This window comes from Oricola indica (assembly GCF_019966595.1).
Taxonomy (GTDB): Bacteria; Pseudomonadota; Alphaproteobacteria; order Rhizobiales; family Rhizobiaceae; genus Oricola; species Oricola indica.
This window is the reverse complement of sequence record NZ_JAINFJ010000002.1, coordinates 304,624-319,802: the sequence shown is the minus strand read 5'-3', so window position 1 is coordinate 319,802 and position 15,179 is coordinate 304,624. Positions and strand designations below refer to the sequence as shown.

Here is a 15,179-nt window from a genome sequence, read left to right as displayed (position 1 = left end):
CGGACGCGCAGATATGCAGGGCCGACCGTCAGTGCCGGACCGCGTCTGCAACGGTGAAAACGAGCTTCCGGAACGCCGACATCTCGCGTGCTGGATGCGATCCGCAGGTCTCTGCCAGCGGCGGCGCGTGGTCGAGTTCGCCTTCGGCGATGATGCATCCGTCCTCGACTTTTCCCACATGGGCGACAGGCCGTCCGCAACCCTCGCATCGGGTGACGATTTCCACGTGATCGTCGTAAGGCACATGCGGATCGAAATCGGACGCGTTTACCTCGATCACGCGCGCCGGCAGTTCCAGATAGGCGTCGATCGGCAAACCAAGCGGCTTCATTTCAGCCGCGTGAAGTGCGAGCTCTTCCACAAGATCCGTCGTCATGAGTCTCTCCACCAGGAGTCAGACTACGCACAAGGCGACAAATCGGACTACGAATTCAACCGCGAATCCTGCCGCAGCGTTACACTTTCGGCTAGGTCGCGACGAATGTGCGGGAAAATTCGGATCATTCTCCGCGCAAAAGGAAGATCAGCGCCTTTGTGCTGTCTGCGCGGTCGGGGTCAGATGGAGATGTAGCCGGCCTTGATCGCGATGGCCAAGGCATGGGTCTTGTTCCGCGCGCCGAGCTTCTTGCACATGTTCGACGTGTGGTAGTTGACCGTATGCGACGAGATGTCGAGCGCTTCGCCGATCTCGCTGGCTGACAGACCCGCCGAAATGAGAATCAGGCACTGTTTCTCGCGATCCGTCAGGATGCTTCGGTCCGTGGTGTGGATGGTGACGTCGTTCGCATGGATCTCGAAGGCCTGCTGGGCGAGATAGCTGAGCTGCATCATCTCGCAATCGGCCAGCGTCTCCCGCTCGCCGCTGAACCGCACGCCGCCGGCCGAACCGTCGCTGCTGCGCACGGGGAAATATGCGATCCTGTCATATCCCGCGCTGACCAGCGACAGGTGAACCTCTTTGTAGTCTTCGTTCTCTTCCGCTTCGGCGATGATGAACTGCCTTGTCATCTGCGGGACGACTGCCATGCGCAATTGCTGCAGAAGCGAATTTCTCCGGATCGCTCCGTTACGGCAATATCGGTAAAAGAGCTCGGCATCCCAGTTGTTGATTCCGAAGCGAACGGTTTCGCCTGTCACGTCGCCGAATACGAAGCTGGAGAAGAGAAAGGTTTCGAGCCCGTATCCGGGAAGGATGTCCTTGAAGGCCTTGATCAGGTCGTAGTCCGTTTGCGCGGACCGAATGCGTACGCAGTTTTCTTCGAAGAAATTGCAGCGCGGCAATCCAGCTGGAATTGTCATACTTTTCGGCCCGTCATCCCCAAGCATCCAACGATGCGAATCACTTAAAATATTCGTCAGTATGTTTTCTATCGATGTGCTCGGCAAGTTGCCGCAGAGTAGCTGAGCGGAAAATAGATTAGAAATTACAATAAGTTCGAGTGAATGCGCATAGGGCAGGCGCGCATATCGTATCTCGCGCGTTACACTTTGTATCGCGCGATCTTACTCGGGTTTCATTATTCGAACCGCGCTCCAAGAACTTCCCATATGCTTGCGCACGCGTCTTCGCATCAGCTCGAAACCGGGGTGGATCGTCGGCTATTTCGGCTTCGGAGACGCCCCCCGTTTCAGGGGGTTGGCCGGATCATTTTTGTTCTGCGCAATACGGCGGACAGCAGACGGTCGTCATCCGTGTCGCCTCAGTCCTTGGACGGCTCCCGGTCTATCCCGATGATCTGAAACGGCGCCCAGGCCGAGGGATGGGCGAATGACAGGCGGCCGCCGTCCTGTCCGGTGTCCTCCACGATGTCCCTCATGGCCGAACGGAAAGCCTGCGCGCGTGTCTGTCCGTCGCGCATCGCCGCCAGGGTTCCGGTCGTCAGCCGGGCCGTCGCATTGTCCTGAACCTTCCAGTAGGAAACCAGCAGGCTCTGCGCCCCGGCGTAGAAGAAGCCGCGCGCCAAACCGGTCAGGCCGCCGGCGTCGGGCGTCCCGCCGGCCGCCGTGTCGCAGGCCGACAGGATCACCCAGTCCGCCGAAAGCCTCAGCTGCGCCGCCTCCGATGCGGTCAGCAATCCGTCATTCAACGGGCCTTCCGGCGTTTCCGGCGGTGTCAGGGCGAGGGCGGGTTCCGCCAGCGTGCCGAAGGTGCCGGCGATCAATCCGTGGGTCGCAAGCAGGATCGTGTCGGCCTGCTCCAGCCTGCCGTTTTCCGCTTCCGCGCGCAGCCGCGCCTCGCTTGCGGCCCCTCCGAGCAGAACCGTGCTTTTCTCCGGTCCGTAGAGATCGGCGAGTGTCTCCACCTCGGCGCGCGTGCCGGGCAGGCGCGCCAGCGAGTTCACCCCCGCCGCCCGGCTGTCGGGAGCGGAGCGCAGCGTAAGGCGGGCGTCCGGCAGCGAAGCGTCCGCCGAACCGGAGAACTCCGGGTCGCCAAGCGCGAACAGCGTGCCGCTCGAAGGCTGCGCGTCTTCCTTGTCGGCGCGTTCGCTGCGCAGCATGGAAAGCGTCGGCAGGATGGAAATCGAGTGTTCGAGACCGAGCCATGATGTCCGGCGGAGGTCTTCCGGTTCCGTATCGTCGCCGCTGGGCGGTTCGGTAACCAGTGCATTCAGCGGCAGGCTCAGAAGCGAACCCTGCGGCGAGACGATCCAGTCTTCCTTGCCATCGATCAGCGCGGCAATTTCCTCCGCACCGAAAAGCGCCTCGTAGAGCCTGTGGGCCATCGCCCGGTCATAGCCGGGCACCCGCCGTTTCTGACGCGATGCGGCGGCCCGCGTACCGCTACCGCCATCCAGTTGCGCGTGCAGCGTCGCGATCGTCCGGGAGATCTCGTCGGCGGTCAGTTGAAGCGATGCCCACGCCGCGCCGTCTCGCGTGACGGCCCATGCCAGCCCGGTCTCGTTGCCCTGTCCGGGAAACAGCAGCACCAGCGCTTCGGTCGGTCCGAGAAGGTCCTGGACCTCGGAGAGTACGAGCGGCGGCGGGGCGACGAGGTCGTAAAAATCGGGGAAGTCGCTGCGGATGCGGCTTTCGCTTGCCTGCACCCTGTCGTCGGCCGCGTCGCGCGCCTTGAACAACTGCCGGCGCAGGGCGGCATCGCCGAGCATCCCCGCCGATGCGAGTTGCACGTCGATCTGGTCGCGTTCGGCGCGCGCCGCGTCCCAGTCGGACACCTCGCCCTTGAGCCCCGCGCGCCCGGCAGCGATGCGGGCCTGCGCGCGCGCCATCGCTTCCGCCGCGCCGTCCATGCTGCGCGACTGGATGGCCGCGAAGGCTTCCGCGCGCAATTGTTCCGCGTTCTCGGTATTCGCCCGGTCCTGTGCGAGCGCATGCGCCGCGAAGGCAACCATCGCGCCCGCCTTGGCGGAGCTTTCGGCTGCCGTCTCGCGGCCGCTTCCCGCCGCGCCCGCCCGCGCGCTCAGCACGTCCCGTTCGCCGGCAAGCGCCTTGCGCGCTGCCGCAAGCGCCAGACCCGGTTCGCCATTCGCCAGCCTTGCGGCCGAAAGCGTCGCGTAGCTGAGCAGCGTTTCGCGATTGAGCGGCCCCAGCACCGCTTCGCGTTCCCGCGCGGCCTGTGCGAGCAGGGTTGCGCCGACGCTCGTCTCGCCTTGCTTGTAGTGCCCGACGCCCGCATTGAAGAGGCTGGTCAGCAAATGCGGATGATCGGCAGGGAGCTGCCGGCGTCGGGTTTCGAGCACTGCATCATATTGCGCGGCCGCGGCGGCGGTATCGCCCAGATAGGACAGCGTCACCGCGAGATTGTTGCGCGCGGTCAGGGTGAAGGTGTTGTCCGGCCCGAATGTCGCCTCGGCCAGGCTCAGCACCTCGCGGTTGAGCGGTTCGGCGGCAGCGGGATCGTCCGCGCGCAGGTAGCTCGCGGCCAGGTTGCCCGCCGCTGTCAGTGTCTCGGGATGCGCTTTTCCAAGCGATTTCGTGGAGAGCGCCAGCACCGATTTCTGATGCTGGATGGCCTCGTCGACGCGGCCGGTTCGCGCCAGCAGGAGGGCGAGATTGCCCGCCGTCGACAAAGTCTCCCTGTCGCTGCTGCCGAGCACGGCCTCCCGCGCATCCAGCGTGGCACGGAACAGGGGTTCGGCCTCGTCATAACGTCCTTGGGCGTCGAGCGTCGTCGCCAGGTTGTGCTGGGCGTCCAGCGTTTCCGGCGCGCGCGGGCCGCGAACGTCCCGGTACCCGGCCAGGGCGTCGCGCTGCAGCGCCTCCGCCTCGCTCAGCCGGCCCAGAGCCGAAAGCGCAAGGCCGAGTTGGCTCATGCTGTGCAGCGAGCTCTCAAGCGCCGCGCCGAGCGTGTCGATCCGCCGGTCCAGCACCGCCCGATGGATCGCGGCGGCTTCCTCGTAACGTCCGAGATTCGACAGTGTCGAGGCCATGTTGGCGCGTGAGCGAAGCGTTTCGGGGTCCTCCGGCCCGAGGACTTCGGCGCGTGTCTCGGCGACCTCGCGGTCGAGCGCGAGCGCGTCCGCGTAGCGTCCCGCCGTGTTGAGCGCGACGGCGAGATCGTTCAGCGTGATCAGCGTCTCCGGAGCGTCGCGCCCGAGGGCCTGTTCGCGCCGCCTGGCGATATCCTGGTAGAGCGCGATGGAGTCATCGATCCGGCCGCTTTTTCTCAGGAGCAGGGCAAGCTGTTCGCCGAAATTGAGTGTCGTGGCGTCGTCGAGACCGGCCATGCGCGATTGAAGATCGAAGGCGCGCTGGCGCAGCGGCAGCGCTTCCGCCGGCCTGTCCTGGTTGGCCAGCACGAGCGACAGCGCATCGAGATTGTAGAGCGCGATTTCGCTTTCGCGGCCTGCCGCCCGTTCGTTGAACGACAGCGCTTCGGAAAGGCTGCGCTCCGCCAGCGTCAGGTCACCCTGCTGAAGCGCATTGACGCCGGTGAAGAACCCGACATAGCCGAGCGCTTCGGTGAACCGCAGCGTCAGCGGATCGTCCGCGCCAAGGCGCTGCCGTGCGATGTGCAGACCCGCCCGGTATTCGCTGGCGGCGCCATCGAGATCGCCGGTCTCCTCGGCCACTTGCCCGAGAAAAAGATGCGTGCCCGCTGTCCAGGAATGGCGCGGGCCCCATGTCGCCTCTTCGAGCGCCAGCAGGTCGCGCGCAGCCGTCCCGGCCGCAGCGAAGTCGCCCGCCTTGAAGGCGTCGCGCATCGACCGGTCGAGCGCGTCCATCCGCGCCTTCTCGGCAGCGGTCGGCTGGCGGAGGTCGGGGCCTTGCTCCGGTGCTTCCTGTCCGGGTCCCTCGACGGGGGGCGTATCGTCGGCGGTCGCCGGAACGGCGAGCGCGATCGACGCGAGAAGCAGGAGGATCCGAAACTGTATCATGCGCGACGTGTGTCTGTTGTGGGCCCCGGCGACAACGGCGCTGTCGCCATGTCGAGATTGCACCTTTCTCGACCATCAAAATGGCCGGGATTGGGCACGCCGGGTAAACAATGCACTATCGCAGCTTCTGGTTGATCCATCCGGTAATCTGGCCGGCCGTCATCGCGCCGGACTGGCGCGCGATTTCGCGGCCGCCGCGATAGAGCAGCAGTGTCGGGATACCGCGAATGCCGAGCCGTCCGGCCACCGCCTGTTCCTCGTCGGAATTCAGCTTGAGGAAACGCACGCGCGGTTCCAGATCGCGCGCGGCCTGCTCGAAGGCGGGCGCCATCATCCGGCACGGGCCGCACCAAGGCGCCCAGACATCGACGACGATCGGAACGGAACTGCGGGCGATCTGCTTGTCGAACATCCCGCCCTTCGCCTCCACCGGATGCCCGGTGAAGAGTGGCGCGTGGCAGACGCCGCATTTCGCCTTTTCGGCCGGCTTGTCCGCCTTGACGCGGTTCACCGCGCTGCAGGACGGACAGACGATCTGAACCGCATCGGACATGGACTTCTCCCGGATTGGACCCATCGCGATCAAAGTAGCGCGCGGCGACGTCCCGAGACTTGATCCGGGTCAAAGCCAGCCCGATCCGCCTGTCGCCGGGACCATCGGCGCGCGCCGAACGCTCAGGCAGCCGATGCGAGCGCGACGGCGTCGGCACCCGCCGGATAGCGCAGCCGGTCGGAGCGGTCGGTTGCAGCCGCCCACACCGCCTCCGCCACGTCGCTTTCCTTTGTCGTCAGGGTGGGATTGGCGAAGGCCGCGAAGATCGGACCGGCATAGCCGGCATAGGCTTCAGGAACCAGATCCTCGACGCGGATGTCGGTGTTTTCGGCAAAGCGCGTCGTTGGCGCATAGCCCGGCTCCACCAGCTTTGCCCTGACGCCGAAAGCGCCGAGTTCGTGGGCCAGCGAACCGGTGAATCCCTCGACTGCCATCTTGGAGGCTGTGTAGGCGGCCGCCAGCGGATGTGCGGCCAGAGTCACGGACGAGGTAACGTTGACGATGACACCCGCGCCGCGCTCGCGCATCTGCGGAATGACAGCTTGCGTCATTGCCATGACGCCGAAGGTGTTCGTCTCGAAGACCTTGCGCACATGGTTCATGGGCGTAGCCTCGAAGGCGCCGACAACCCCGACGCCGGCATTGTTTACCAGCGCGTCGATTGTCCTGGCCGCGTCTACTGCGGCGGCGATACTCTCGGAGACCGTGACGTCGAGCGGCAGGATCTGGATTCGGTCCGAAGCCGGAAGAAGTCCCTCGCGCGGATTGCGCATCGTGGCGACGACGCGCCAGCCCTGTGCGTGGAAATACCGGGCGGTCTCCAGGCCGTATCCTGACGAGCAGCCGGTGATGAGGACGGTGTTCATGTCTATCTCCTGTTTCGATGTTGACGGATTGGAGATATCGGGCAGTATCGAGACTATCATCGATCAAAAGTCCAAATATATTTTGAAATAGTCCAAAATGACCGATCCATTGTCCGACGTGATCCGCCTGTTGCGGCCGCAGGCTGTCTTCTCGAAAGGGATCAGCGGGGCGGGGCGCTGGGCCGTGCGCTACTCGGAATTCGGCCAACCGGGATTCTGTGCGGTGATCGAGGGGCGGTGCCGGCTGGCTGTCGATGGTGAGCCGCCGGTCACGCTCGAGGCGGGGGATTTTGTTCTGTTGCCGGCAACGCCGGCCTTCACCATGTCCGGCTTCGAGCCGGCGACGCCGGTATTGATCGATTCGAAGCGGTCGCCGGCCCCCTTGGAGGATACCCGCTACGGCCGCCGCGACGGGCCGCCGGACGTGCGGCAGTTCGGCGGATATTTCGTGTTTGAGTCGCCCGACGCCGCGCTGCTCGTCGCATTGTTGCCGCGGATGATCCACATCCGCGACGTGCCGAGGCTGGCGCAACTGGTACGCATTGTCGGTGAGGAAGCGAGCGGCGAGGCGGTCGGCCGCGACCTTATCCTGACGCGGCTGGTGGAAATCCTGCTGGTCGAGGCGTTGCGATCGGTGCCGGGCGGAGGCGCGGGGCCGGGGCTTTTGCGCGGTCTGACCGATGCGCGAATTGCAATCGCGCTTCGCAAGATGCATGGCGACGCCGGCCGGTCCTGGACGGTGAGCGCGCTGGCGCGCGAGGCGGGCATGTCGCGCTCGGCCTTTTTCGACCGCTTCGCACGGACCGTGGGGGTCAGGCCGATGGAATACTTGCAGACCTGGCGGATGGCGGTAGCCAAGAACCTGCTGCGTAGCGGCGATATCGCGCTCGATGAGGTGGCGAGACAGATCGGCTACGGTTCGGCAAGCACCTTCAGCACGGCTTTCAGCCGCCAGGTTGGTATGCCGCCGGGACGCTACATGCGGAGCGCGACCGGGCGGAAGGATATCGCGCGCGCCCGCGCCTGACGACGTGCCTTAAGGGATGGCGGTCGCGCTATTTGGCGGCAGTGTATCCGATGCCGCGTGCCTGGATTCCGCCCGCGCAATCGTCGGCGAGCGAGCCTTCGACGCGGCCGACAGTGACGCTGTGGATGGTGAGGTAACCGTTCTGGAGCGCCCGCAGCTTAAGGAGCAGAAGCGCGCCGTCGCGCGTCGCGGGGACGGGTTGGGCCTTGTCGCGGCAGACCGTCGACGAGAGGTTGGAGAAGCGTTCCGTCTTCTCCGGCACCGTATCGACGATCCGCACCATCGCGGCCTGTTTCAGCGTCGGTCCCTCGCTCGGTCCGTCGGTGGTCGAACTGCAGCCTGCGAGCAGGAGCAGCGGCAGGAAAAATCCGTTCTTCAGGTTTGGCATTGATTCGTCCCGTTCGTCGGCACTGGATAACATGCGCCCGGCCGGGGATTCCAGTCGGTTCGAGGCCCCGGATGCCCCTTCGGCGGGCCGCTATCTACATGACGCAGCCGATCTGCCAGGGCACGAATTCGTTGTCGCCGAGACCGAGGGCCTCGCTCTTCGTTTTCGTCCCGGATGCAACCGCGAGGATCGCGTCGAGGATCTCCTCGCCCTTGGCGGCAACGGACACGCCCTTGTCGATGACCTCGCCGCAATCGATGTCCATGTCGTCGCGCATCGTCTCATAGAGCCGGCTGTTGGTCGCCAGCTTGATCGTCGGCGCGGGTTTCGATCCGAAGGCCGAACCGCGCCCGGTCGTGAAGACGACGACCTGGCAGCCGCTGGCGATCTGGCCGGTCACCGAGACCGGGTCGTAGCCCGGCGAATCCATGAAGTTCAGCCCCGGCTTGGTCACGCTCTCGCCATACATCAGCACGTCGGTCAGCGGGGTCGCGCCGCCCTTGGCCGCCGCGCCGAGCGATTTTTCGAGGATCGTCGTCAGCCCGCCGGCCTTGTTGCCGGGCGACGGGTTGTTGTCCATCGAGCCGCCATTCATCTCCGTGTAGCGTTCCCACCAGCGGATGCGCTCGATCAGCTTGTCCGCCGTTTCGCCATCGGCGGCGCGGCGCAGCAGCAATTGCTCCGCGCCGTAGATTTCGGGCGTCTCGGCCAGCACCGCGCTGGCGCCGAGCCCGGCCAGCATGTCGCTCGCAACGCCGAGCGCCGGGTTGGCGGTGATGCCGGACATGCCGTCCGATCCGCCGCATTGCAGCGCCACGCGCAGCGCCGATGCCGGGATCGTCTCGCGCTGGACGCGGTTCACCTCGGGCAGCAATTCGCGCACTTTCGCGACGATCGTCTCGACGGTCTTCGTCGTGCCGCCAATTTCCTGGATCGTCAGGCCGTGAAAACGCTCCTGGCCGTCCGCGCCGAAGCGCTGGCGCATCCGCGCGACCTGCATCATCTCGCAGCCGAGACCGACGAAGATCGCCGCGCCGACATTGGGGTGGGTGGCGTGGCCCCAGAGCACGCGCTGGAGATTCTCCCAGCCGGGTCCTTCCGAGGCCATGCCGCAGCCGGTGCCGTGGCTGAAGGCGACCACGCCGTCGATTTCGGGATAGTCCGCGAGCAGGGGATCGTTGTTGAGGATGTCGGCTGCCCGGCGCACCACCGTGGCCGAGCAGTTCACGGTCGCGCACAACGCGATGAAATTGCGGGTCCCCGCACTGCCGTCGGCGCGCCGGTAGCCCGAAAAGCTGCGTGGCGCGATCGCGGGTATGGCGGCGCGCGCCTGGTCTAGGTCCGCGCCGGCCTTGTAGTCCTGGTCGTGCGCGCCGATCGCGCAATTTTGTGTGTGAACATGCTGCCCGGCCGCGATCGGCGCGGTCGCATAGCCGATGATCTGGCCGAATTTGATGATCGCCTCGCCCTCGGCGATGTCGCGCCGCGCGATCTTGTGACCGGTCGGTACCATCGCCTCCAGTGGCGATCCGGTGCCGAGCGGCGTATCGCCCGCTGCGGCTCTTGCCGTCAGGATCGCAACTGTATCTTGGGGGTTAAGGACAACCGGTTCCGCCATTCTCGCCTCTGTATCTTGAGCCGGCATGCCGCCGGATTAGACCGGTGGCATATCGCAATTGTGCGGCGACTGCGAGTGCCGTCTGCCGGGCCCGTCGGCGTCAAAGAGCAGTGCGCGCGAGGCGGAGGCGCCACCGCTCTTCGACGGAACCGGCATGTGCGCCGTATCAGGACGCGTCGGAAAGGCAGGTGCTGAACGACATGGCGAGACCGCGGATCACCTCGAAGTAGAGATCCGGTCCGGCCTCGATACCGGCGCCAAGCGGATCGAGCGTGCCGGAACGCGCATCGGTGCCTTCGGTGACGACCGACACCAGTTTCGGCTCGAACTGCGGTTCGCCGAAGACACAGGTGGCATTCAGTTCCTGCACCTTCTCGCGGATATCGCGAAGCCGGTCCGCGCCCGGCATCACCTCCGGCGACACGGTGATCGAGCCCGCCGCCGAGAGCCCGAAGCGGTGTTCGAAATACTGGTAACCGTCGTGGAAAACGATAAAGCCCTTGTCCTTGACCGGTTCGAGTTGCGCCTCGATCTCCGTCGTCAATGCGTCGAGGCGATCTTCGAGCGCGGCCTCGTTCTTCTCGTAGAGCGCTGCATTGTCCGGATCGGCCTCGGCAAGCGCTTCCGCGATCTCGTGCGCCATCGCTTTCGCGTTCATCGGGTCGAGCCACAGATGCATGTCGACGGACCCATGGTCGTGCTCGTCATGGTCGTGATCGTCGTCTGCAAGGTCATCATGGTCGTCATCGTCATGACCGTGATCCGCCGCTTCCATGTGGTCATCGTCATGATCTTCGGCATGGTCGTGATCGTCATCGTCATCATGATCGTCGTCGTCATGCACATGTTTCTCGAACGAGCCGCCGGCGCGGAAATCGAGCGTCTCCAGACCGTGCGCATGGAACAGTTCGACAGCTTTCGCATCGCCGCCGATGGTCTCGATCGGCTTTTCGAGGAAGGGCTCCAGATCCTCGCCGATCCAGAAGATCAGGTCGGCGTCCTGGAGGGCGGAGGCCTGCGACGGCTTCAGGCTGTAGGTATGGGGCGATCCGGCTCCCTCGACGATGAGCGACGGCTCTCCCGCACCTTCCATGATGGCGGCGACCAGGGAGTGAACCGGTTTGATCGAGGCGATCACCTTCACGTCGGCTTGGGCGGATACGGCCAGTGCCGGCAGGACAACGGAGGCGAGCAGGAAGGTCTGGCGGGTTTTCATCGGATGATCCAGTTCGGGGTTGGGACTTGTTTGCGTGATGTTATATCATTACATCATAATATCCGTTACCCTGAGATTGACGAGCGCGTCAAGCCGGGCGAAACGAGAGACCGAACGGAAAGACGATCGTGTTGCAGTCACCGCAAACCCTGGTTCGCCTTCAGGAGGCCGGCGTGGAACGCGCCGGGCGCTGGCTGGTGCGCGACATCGACCTCGAAGTCGAGCGTGGCGAAATCGTTACGCTGATCGGTCCGAACGGGTCCGGTAAATCGACCACCGCCCGCATGGCGCTCGGCATCATCGAGCCCAGCGAAGGAACGGCATGGCGCGCCCCGCGTCTGAAGGTCGGCTACGTGCCGCAGAAACTGGCGGTCGACTGGACATTGCCGCTGACCGTTGACCGGTTCCTGTCGCTGACCAATCCGCTGACGGCGGAGGAAAAGGCGTCCGCCCTCGAAAGCACCGGCATCGCCCATCTTGCCAGGGCCGAGATCCGCAACCTGTCGGGCGGCGAATTCCAGCGCACGATGCTCGCCCGTGCCGTCGCGCGGCGGCCCGACCTGCTGGTTCTCGACGAGCCGGTGCAGGGTGTCGATTTCTCGGGCGAGATCGCGCTTTACGAACTGATTTCCAGTATCCGCACCAATCTTCATTGCGGTATCCTGATGATCTCGCACGACCTCCACGTCGTCATGGCGGCCACCGACCGCGTGATTTGTCTCAATGGACATGTCTGCTGCCACGGAACGCCCCAGGTCGTCGCCGAAAGCGCCGAATACCGGCAGTTGTTCGGCGCGCGCGGCGCGTCCCAACTCGCCGTTTACCAGCACCATCACGACCACACGCATATGCCCGACGGGCGGGTCCGCCATTCCGACGGCACGGTGACAGCGCATTGCCATCCCGATGACGGCCACCACCATCACGACGGCGAGCATAATCACGGCGACGCGAAGCCGGGCGATGAAGGAAATGCATCCGATGCTCGATGATTTCTTCGTCCGCGCGATTGTCGCCGGGGCCGGCGTTGCGCTGGTCACGGGTCCGCTCGGCTGCTTCATCGTCTGGCGGCGGCTCGCCTATTTCGGCGATACGCTCTCGCACGCCGCGCTGCTCGGCGTCGCCATGGCCTTCCTGCTCGAAATCGACGTCACGCTCGCGGTCTTCGTCGTCTCTGTCCTCGTCGCGCTGTCGCTTCTGTGGCTGCAGCGCCGCGCCGGCCTGTCCTCCGACGCGCTGCTCGGCCTGCTGTCGCACTCGGCGCTGGCGCTCGGACTCGTCGCGCTCGCCTTCATGACATGGGTGCGCATCGACCTGATGGGGCTGCTCTTCGGCGACATCCTCGCCGTTTCCCGGTCGGACATCGCCGCGATCTACGCCGGCGGGGCGTTCGTCCTCGCGGTGCTGGCCGTGATCTGGAAACCGCTTTTCGCCGCGACCGTTAGTCCGGAACTGGCCGCCGCCGAGGGCATGCACCCGGCGCGCGCCAATCTGGTTTTCATGCTGTTGCTGGCGATCGTCGTGGCGATCGCCATGAAGATCGTCGGCGTCTTGCTGATCACCGCGCTGCTGATCGTGCCGGCCGCCACGGCCCGTCGTTTTGCATCCGGACCCGAACAGATGGCCGCGCTTTCGGCGGTCTTCGGCATCCTTGCGGTCATCGGCGGTTTGTTCGGCTCGTTGAAATGGGATACGCCGTCCGGACCGACGATCGTGGTCGCGGCAATGGTCCTGTTCATCCTGGGCCTGACGCCGATCGCGACACTGGCGACGCGTGGGGGCGGCGGAAAATGAGCGGACACCATCACCATCATGGCGACAAGCCGGATCTGACGCGCAATCAGGCGCTTGTCTTCGGTGCGCTGGAGACGGCGGACGGACCGCTCACCGCCTACAACATTCTCGACCGCCTCAACGGCGAGGGCCTGCGCGCGCCGCTTCAGGTCTACCGCGCGCTCGAAAAGCTGCTTGATCTCGGCATTGTCCATCGCCTCGAAAGCCTGAACGCCTTCGTGGCCTGCACCCATCCCGGCTGCGAAGGCCACGCGACCGTCGCCTTCGCGATCTGCGATAATTGCGGCTCCGTCGCCGAAATTACCGACGAATCCCTTGCCGGTGCGCTCGACACCATCACCCGAAATGCCGGTTTCAAGCCGCGCAAGACGACCGTCGAGATGCGCGGCTTATGCCACGCCTGCCAGCAGGCTGCATAAGGCGTCGCCGGCCGAGGCGTATCAGGCGCCCGCGCCGTCCTCCGGATATTCCGTCACCGTGCCCGCCGCGTTGTCGATGATCATGAAGGCGTCGAAATAGTCGATGGTGGGGCGCGTGCCGATGCGCTTTTCCGCCTGCTGCAGCCACTCTTCGTTGTGGGCCGCTTCGGCGGCGGCGCGCGAGGTCCAGAAATAGATACCCTTCAGCGTGGTGCGGTCGTCGCTCCACACGAAGTGCTTGCGAACCAATTCCTTTTCGGCCTGCCAGCGGGCCACGACATGGCGCGCATCTTCGATGACCGCCTCCCGGCTCGCGCCTGCCGGCGACGGAAAGGTGACGATTTCGCAGATCATGAAGTCCTCCTGTTTGCGGGACCCGTTTCGCCGGGTCCCTTTCGGTGTGCTGCTTCCACCCTCTGGCGCGCAAACGAGCTGTTTGCCGATAATTTACGCAACCTTTTTTGCGCCTTGCCCGTTGGCCATGCAGATGCCCACTTGCGTATTATGCGCAAAAACATAGTCTTGGAAGAATGGATAAAGCGGAAAGTATCTTCGATGAGATGCTGCTCGGTGACGACAATGCGCGATCACCCTATGGCGAATATCACGACTGGTTTGTAGCCGAAGACCCGACTCGGCTGCATCACAAGTCCCGGGAAGCTGAGACGTTTTTCCGCCGGACCGGCATCACCTTCAACGTTTACGGTCAGGAAGAGGCTGCCGAGCGGCTGATCCCCTTCGACATCGTGCCGCGAATTATTTCGGGGCGTGAATGGGCGCGCCTGTCGCGCGGCATCGAGCAGCGCGTGCGCGCCATCAACGCCTTTCTCTACGATATCTATCACCGCCAGGAGATCCTGCGCGCCGGGCGCGTTCCGGCCGAACTGATCGCCCAGAACGACGCGTTCCTGCCGAAGATGATCGGTGTCGCGCCGCCGGCGAATATCTACACCCACATCGTCGGCACGGACATCGTGCGCACCGGCGAAGACCAGTTCTACGTGCTGGAAGACAATGCACGCACGCCGTCCGGCGTTTCCTACATGCTGGAAAACCGGGAATCGATGCTGCAGATGTTCCCGGAACTGTTCTCCCGTATCCGGGTCCAGCCGGTCAGCGACTACCCGAAAAACCTGCGCCGCTCCTTGGCGGCCTGCGCGCCGCCGGCCTGTTCCGGCAAGCCGGTAATCGCCGTCCTGACGCCCGGCATCCACAATTCGGCCTATTTCGAACACGCCTTCCTCGCCGACCAGATGGGCGCGGAACTCGTCGAGGGGCACGATCTGCGCGTGATCGACGGACGCATCGCGATGCGCACCACGCGCGGCTACACCCCGATCGACGTCATCTATAGACGCATCGACGACGATTTCCTCGATCCGCTGAATTTCAACCCGCAATCGCTTCTCGGCGTGCCGGGCATCATGGATGTCTATCGCTCCGGCGGCATCACCATCGCCAATGCGCCGGGCACCGGCATCGCCGACGACAAGGCGATCTATTCCTACATGCCCGATATCGTCGAGTTCTACACCGGCGAGAGTGCAATCCTGAAGAACGTGCCGACCTGGCGCTGTTCCGACGAGGATTCCCTGGCCTATGTGCTCGAGCATCTCCACGAACTCGTCGTGAAAGAGGTTCACGGGTCGGGCGGCTACGGCATGCTGGTCGGTCCGGCGGCCTCGAAACGCGAGATCGCGGCGTTCCGTGACAAGCTCAAGGCAAAACCGGGCAACTATATCGCCCAGCCGACATTGTCTCTCTCGACGGTACCGATCCTGACCAAGAAGGGACTGGCGCCGCGCCACGTCGATCTCCGGCCCTTCGTGCTGGTATCGCCGCTCGGCATCAACATCACGCCCGGCGGGTTGACTCGCGTGGCGCTCAAGAAGGGCTCGCTGGTCGTCAATTCGAGCCAGGGGGGCGGCACCAAGGACACCTGGGTGTTGGAGGAGTAGGGAG

At 64.7% G+C, this 15,179-nt stretch carries 14 protein-coding genes; 5 read left to right on the top strand and 9 right to left on the bottom strand.

Annotated elements, in window-relative coordinates; all coding sequences use genetic code 11:
- Positions 1-28: 28 nt before the first annotated feature.
- From LC343_RS07015 to LC343_RS06995, 5 genes are all read right to left on the bottom strand, one after another.
- Positions 29-376 carry a hypothetical protein gene (locus LC343_RS07015; RefSeq protein ID WP_223476396.1) on the bottom strand — a complete coding sequence of 116 codons (348 nt, stop codon included), beginning with the start codon at positions 374-376 and terminating at the stop codon, positions 29-31.
- A gap of 179 nt (positions 377-555) precedes the next feature.
- Positions 556-1,299 (bottom strand): helix-turn-helix transcriptional regulator, encoded by a 744-nt coding sequence (locus LC343_RS07010; RefSeq protein ID WP_223476395.1) that lies wholly within the window; start codon positions 1,297-1,299, stop codon positions 556-558.
- A 401-nt stretch (positions 1,300-1,700) separates the two neighbouring features.
- Complete coding sequence (locus LC343_RS07005; protein WP_223476394.1) at positions 1,701-5,336, bottom strand: CHAT domain-containing tetratricopeptide repeat protein; 3,636 nt, start codon at positions 5,334-5,336, stop codon at positions 1,701-1,703.
- A gap of 115 nt (positions 5,337-5,451) precedes the next feature.
- Positions 5,452-5,889, bottom strand: a complete 438-nt coding sequence (gene trxC, locus LC343_RS07000; protein WP_223476393.1) for a thioredoxin TrxC — start codon at positions 5,887-5,889, stop codon at positions 5,452-5,454.
- A gap of 122 nt (positions 5,890-6,011) precedes the next feature.
- Positions 6,012-6,755, bottom strand: coding sequence for an SDR family oxidoreductase (locus LC343_RS06995; RefSeq protein WP_223476392.1), 744 nt, complete (start codon positions 6,753-6,755; stop codon positions 6,012-6,014).
- A 97-nt stretch (positions 6,756-6,852) separates the two neighbouring features.
- Between LC343_RS06995 and LC343_RS06990 the strand changes: the two genes are divergently transcribed.
- Positions 6,853-7,782, top strand: a complete 930-nt coding sequence (locus tag LC343_RS06990; RefSeq protein WP_223476391.1) for an AraC family transcriptional regulator — start codon at positions 6,853-6,855, stop codon at positions 7,780-7,782.
- A 28-nt stretch (positions 7,783-7,810) separates the two neighbouring features.
- On the opposite strand, the gene LC343_RS06985 is transcribed toward LC343_RS06990, so the two are convergent.
- From LC343_RS06985 to LC343_RS06975, 3 genes are all read right to left on the bottom strand, one after another.
- Positions 7,811-8,170: a hypothetical protein gene (locus LC343_RS06985; RefSeq protein WP_223476390.1), complete on the bottom strand. Its 360-nt coding sequence runs from the start codon at positions 8,168-8,170 to the stop codon at positions 7,811-7,813.
- A gap of 94 nt (positions 8,171-8,264) precedes the next feature.
- The gene (locus tag LC343_RS06980; RefSeq protein ID WP_223476389.1) at positions 8,265-9,788 is read right to left on the bottom strand and encodes a UxaA family hydrolase; all 1,524 of its coding nucleotides are present in this window, start codon (positions 9,786-9,788) and stop codon (positions 8,265-8,267) included.
- Between the two features lie 166 nt (positions 9,789-9,954).
- On the bottom strand, positions 9,955-11,004 hold the full coding sequence (locus tag LC343_RS06975; protein ID WP_223476388.1) for a zinc ABC transporter substrate-binding protein: 1,050 nt from the start codon (positions 11,002-11,004) through the stop codon (positions 9,955-9,957).
- Between the two features lie 128 nt (positions 11,005-11,132).
- Between LC343_RS06975 and LC343_RS06970 the strand changes: the two genes are divergently transcribed.
- The 3 genes from LC343_RS06970 to LC343_RS06960 are packed head-to-tail and all read left to right on the top strand — an operon-like array spanning position 11,133 to position 13,217.
- Positions 11,133-11,996 (top strand): ATP-binding cassette domain-containing protein, encoded by an 864-nt coding sequence (locus tag LC343_RS06970; protein WP_223476387.1) that lies wholly within the window; start codon positions 11,133-11,135, stop codon positions 11,994-11,996.
- Positions 11,926-12,798, top strand: a complete 873-nt coding sequence (locus LC343_RS06965; protein ID WP_428982525.1) for a metal ABC transporter permease — start codon at positions 11,926-11,928, stop codon at positions 12,796-12,798. Before LC343_RS06970 ends, LC343_RS06965 begins: the two co-directional genes overlap by 71 nt.
- Positions 12,795-13,217, top strand: coding sequence for a Fur family transcriptional regulator (locus LC343_RS06960; RefSeq protein ID WP_223476385.1), 423 nt, complete (start codon positions 12,795-12,797; stop codon positions 13,215-13,217). The genes LC343_RS06965 and LC343_RS06960 overlap by 4 nt, the downstream gene beginning before the upstream one ends.
- 21 nt (positions 13,218-13,238) lie before the next feature.
- On the opposite strand, the gene LC343_RS06955 is transcribed toward LC343_RS06960, so the two are convergent.
- Complete coding sequence (locus LC343_RS06955) at positions 13,239-13,571, bottom strand: hypothetical protein (protein WP_223476384.1); 333 nt, start codon at positions 13,569-13,571, stop codon at positions 13,239-13,241.
- 176 nt (positions 13,572-13,747) lie between these two features.
- Here LC343_RS06955 and LC343_RS06950 point away from each other — a divergent pair, with 176 nt between their 5' ends.
- On the top strand, positions 13,748-15,175 hold the full coding sequence (locus LC343_RS06950; RefSeq protein ID WP_223476383.1) for a circularly permuted type 2 ATP-grasp protein: 1,428 nt from the start codon (positions 13,748-13,750) through the stop codon (positions 15,173-15,175).
- The last annotated feature ends 4 nt before the right edge of the window (positions 15,176-15,179 follow it).

Coding starts and splice junctions, on each gene's coding strand:
- LC343_RS07015 (WP_223476396.1), bottom strand. CDS start 376: ATGACGACGGATCTTGTGGAAGAGCTCGCACTTCACGCGGCTGAAATG.
- LC343_RS07010 (WP_223476395.1), bottom strand. CDS start 1,299: ATGACAATTCCAGCTGGATTGCCGCGCTGCAATTTCTTCGAAGAAAAC.
- LC343_RS07005 (WP_223476394.1), bottom strand. CDS start 5,336: ATGATACAGTTTCGGATCCTCCTGCTTCTCGCGTCGATCGCGCTCGCC.
- trxC (WP_223476393.1), bottom strand. CDS start 5,889: ATGTCCGATGCGGTTCAGATCGTCTGTCCGTCCTGCAGCGCGGTGAAC.
- LC343_RS06995 (WP_223476392.1), bottom strand. CDS start 6,755: ATGAACACCGTCCTCATCACCGGCTGCTCGTCAGGATACGGCCTGGAG.
- LC343_RS06990 (WP_223476391.1), top strand. CDS start 6,853: ATGACCGATCCATTGTCCGACGTGATCCGCCTGTTGCGGCCGCAGGCT.
- LC343_RS06985 (WP_223476390.1), bottom strand. CDS start 8,170: ATGCCAAACCTGAAGAACGGATTTTTCCTGCCGCTGCTCCTGCTCGCA.
- LC343_RS06980 (WP_223476389.1), bottom strand. CDS start 9,788: ATGGCGGAACCGGTTGTCCTTAACCCCCAAGATACAGTTGCGATCCTG.
- LC343_RS06975 (WP_223476388.1), bottom strand. CDS start 11,004: ATGAAAACCCGCCAGACCTTCCTGCTCGCCTCCGTTGTCCTGCCGGCA.
- LC343_RS06960 (WP_223476385.1), top strand. CDS start 12,795: ATGAGCGGACACCATCACCATCATGGCGACAAGCCGGATCTGACGCGC.
- LC343_RS06955 (WP_223476384.1), bottom strand. CDS start 13,571: ATGATCTGCGAAATCGTCACCTTTCCGTCGCCGGCAGGCGCGAGCCGG.
- LC343_RS06950 (WP_223476383.1), top strand. CDS start 13,748: ATGGATAAAGCGGAAAGTATCTTCGATGAGATGCTGCTCGGTGACGAC.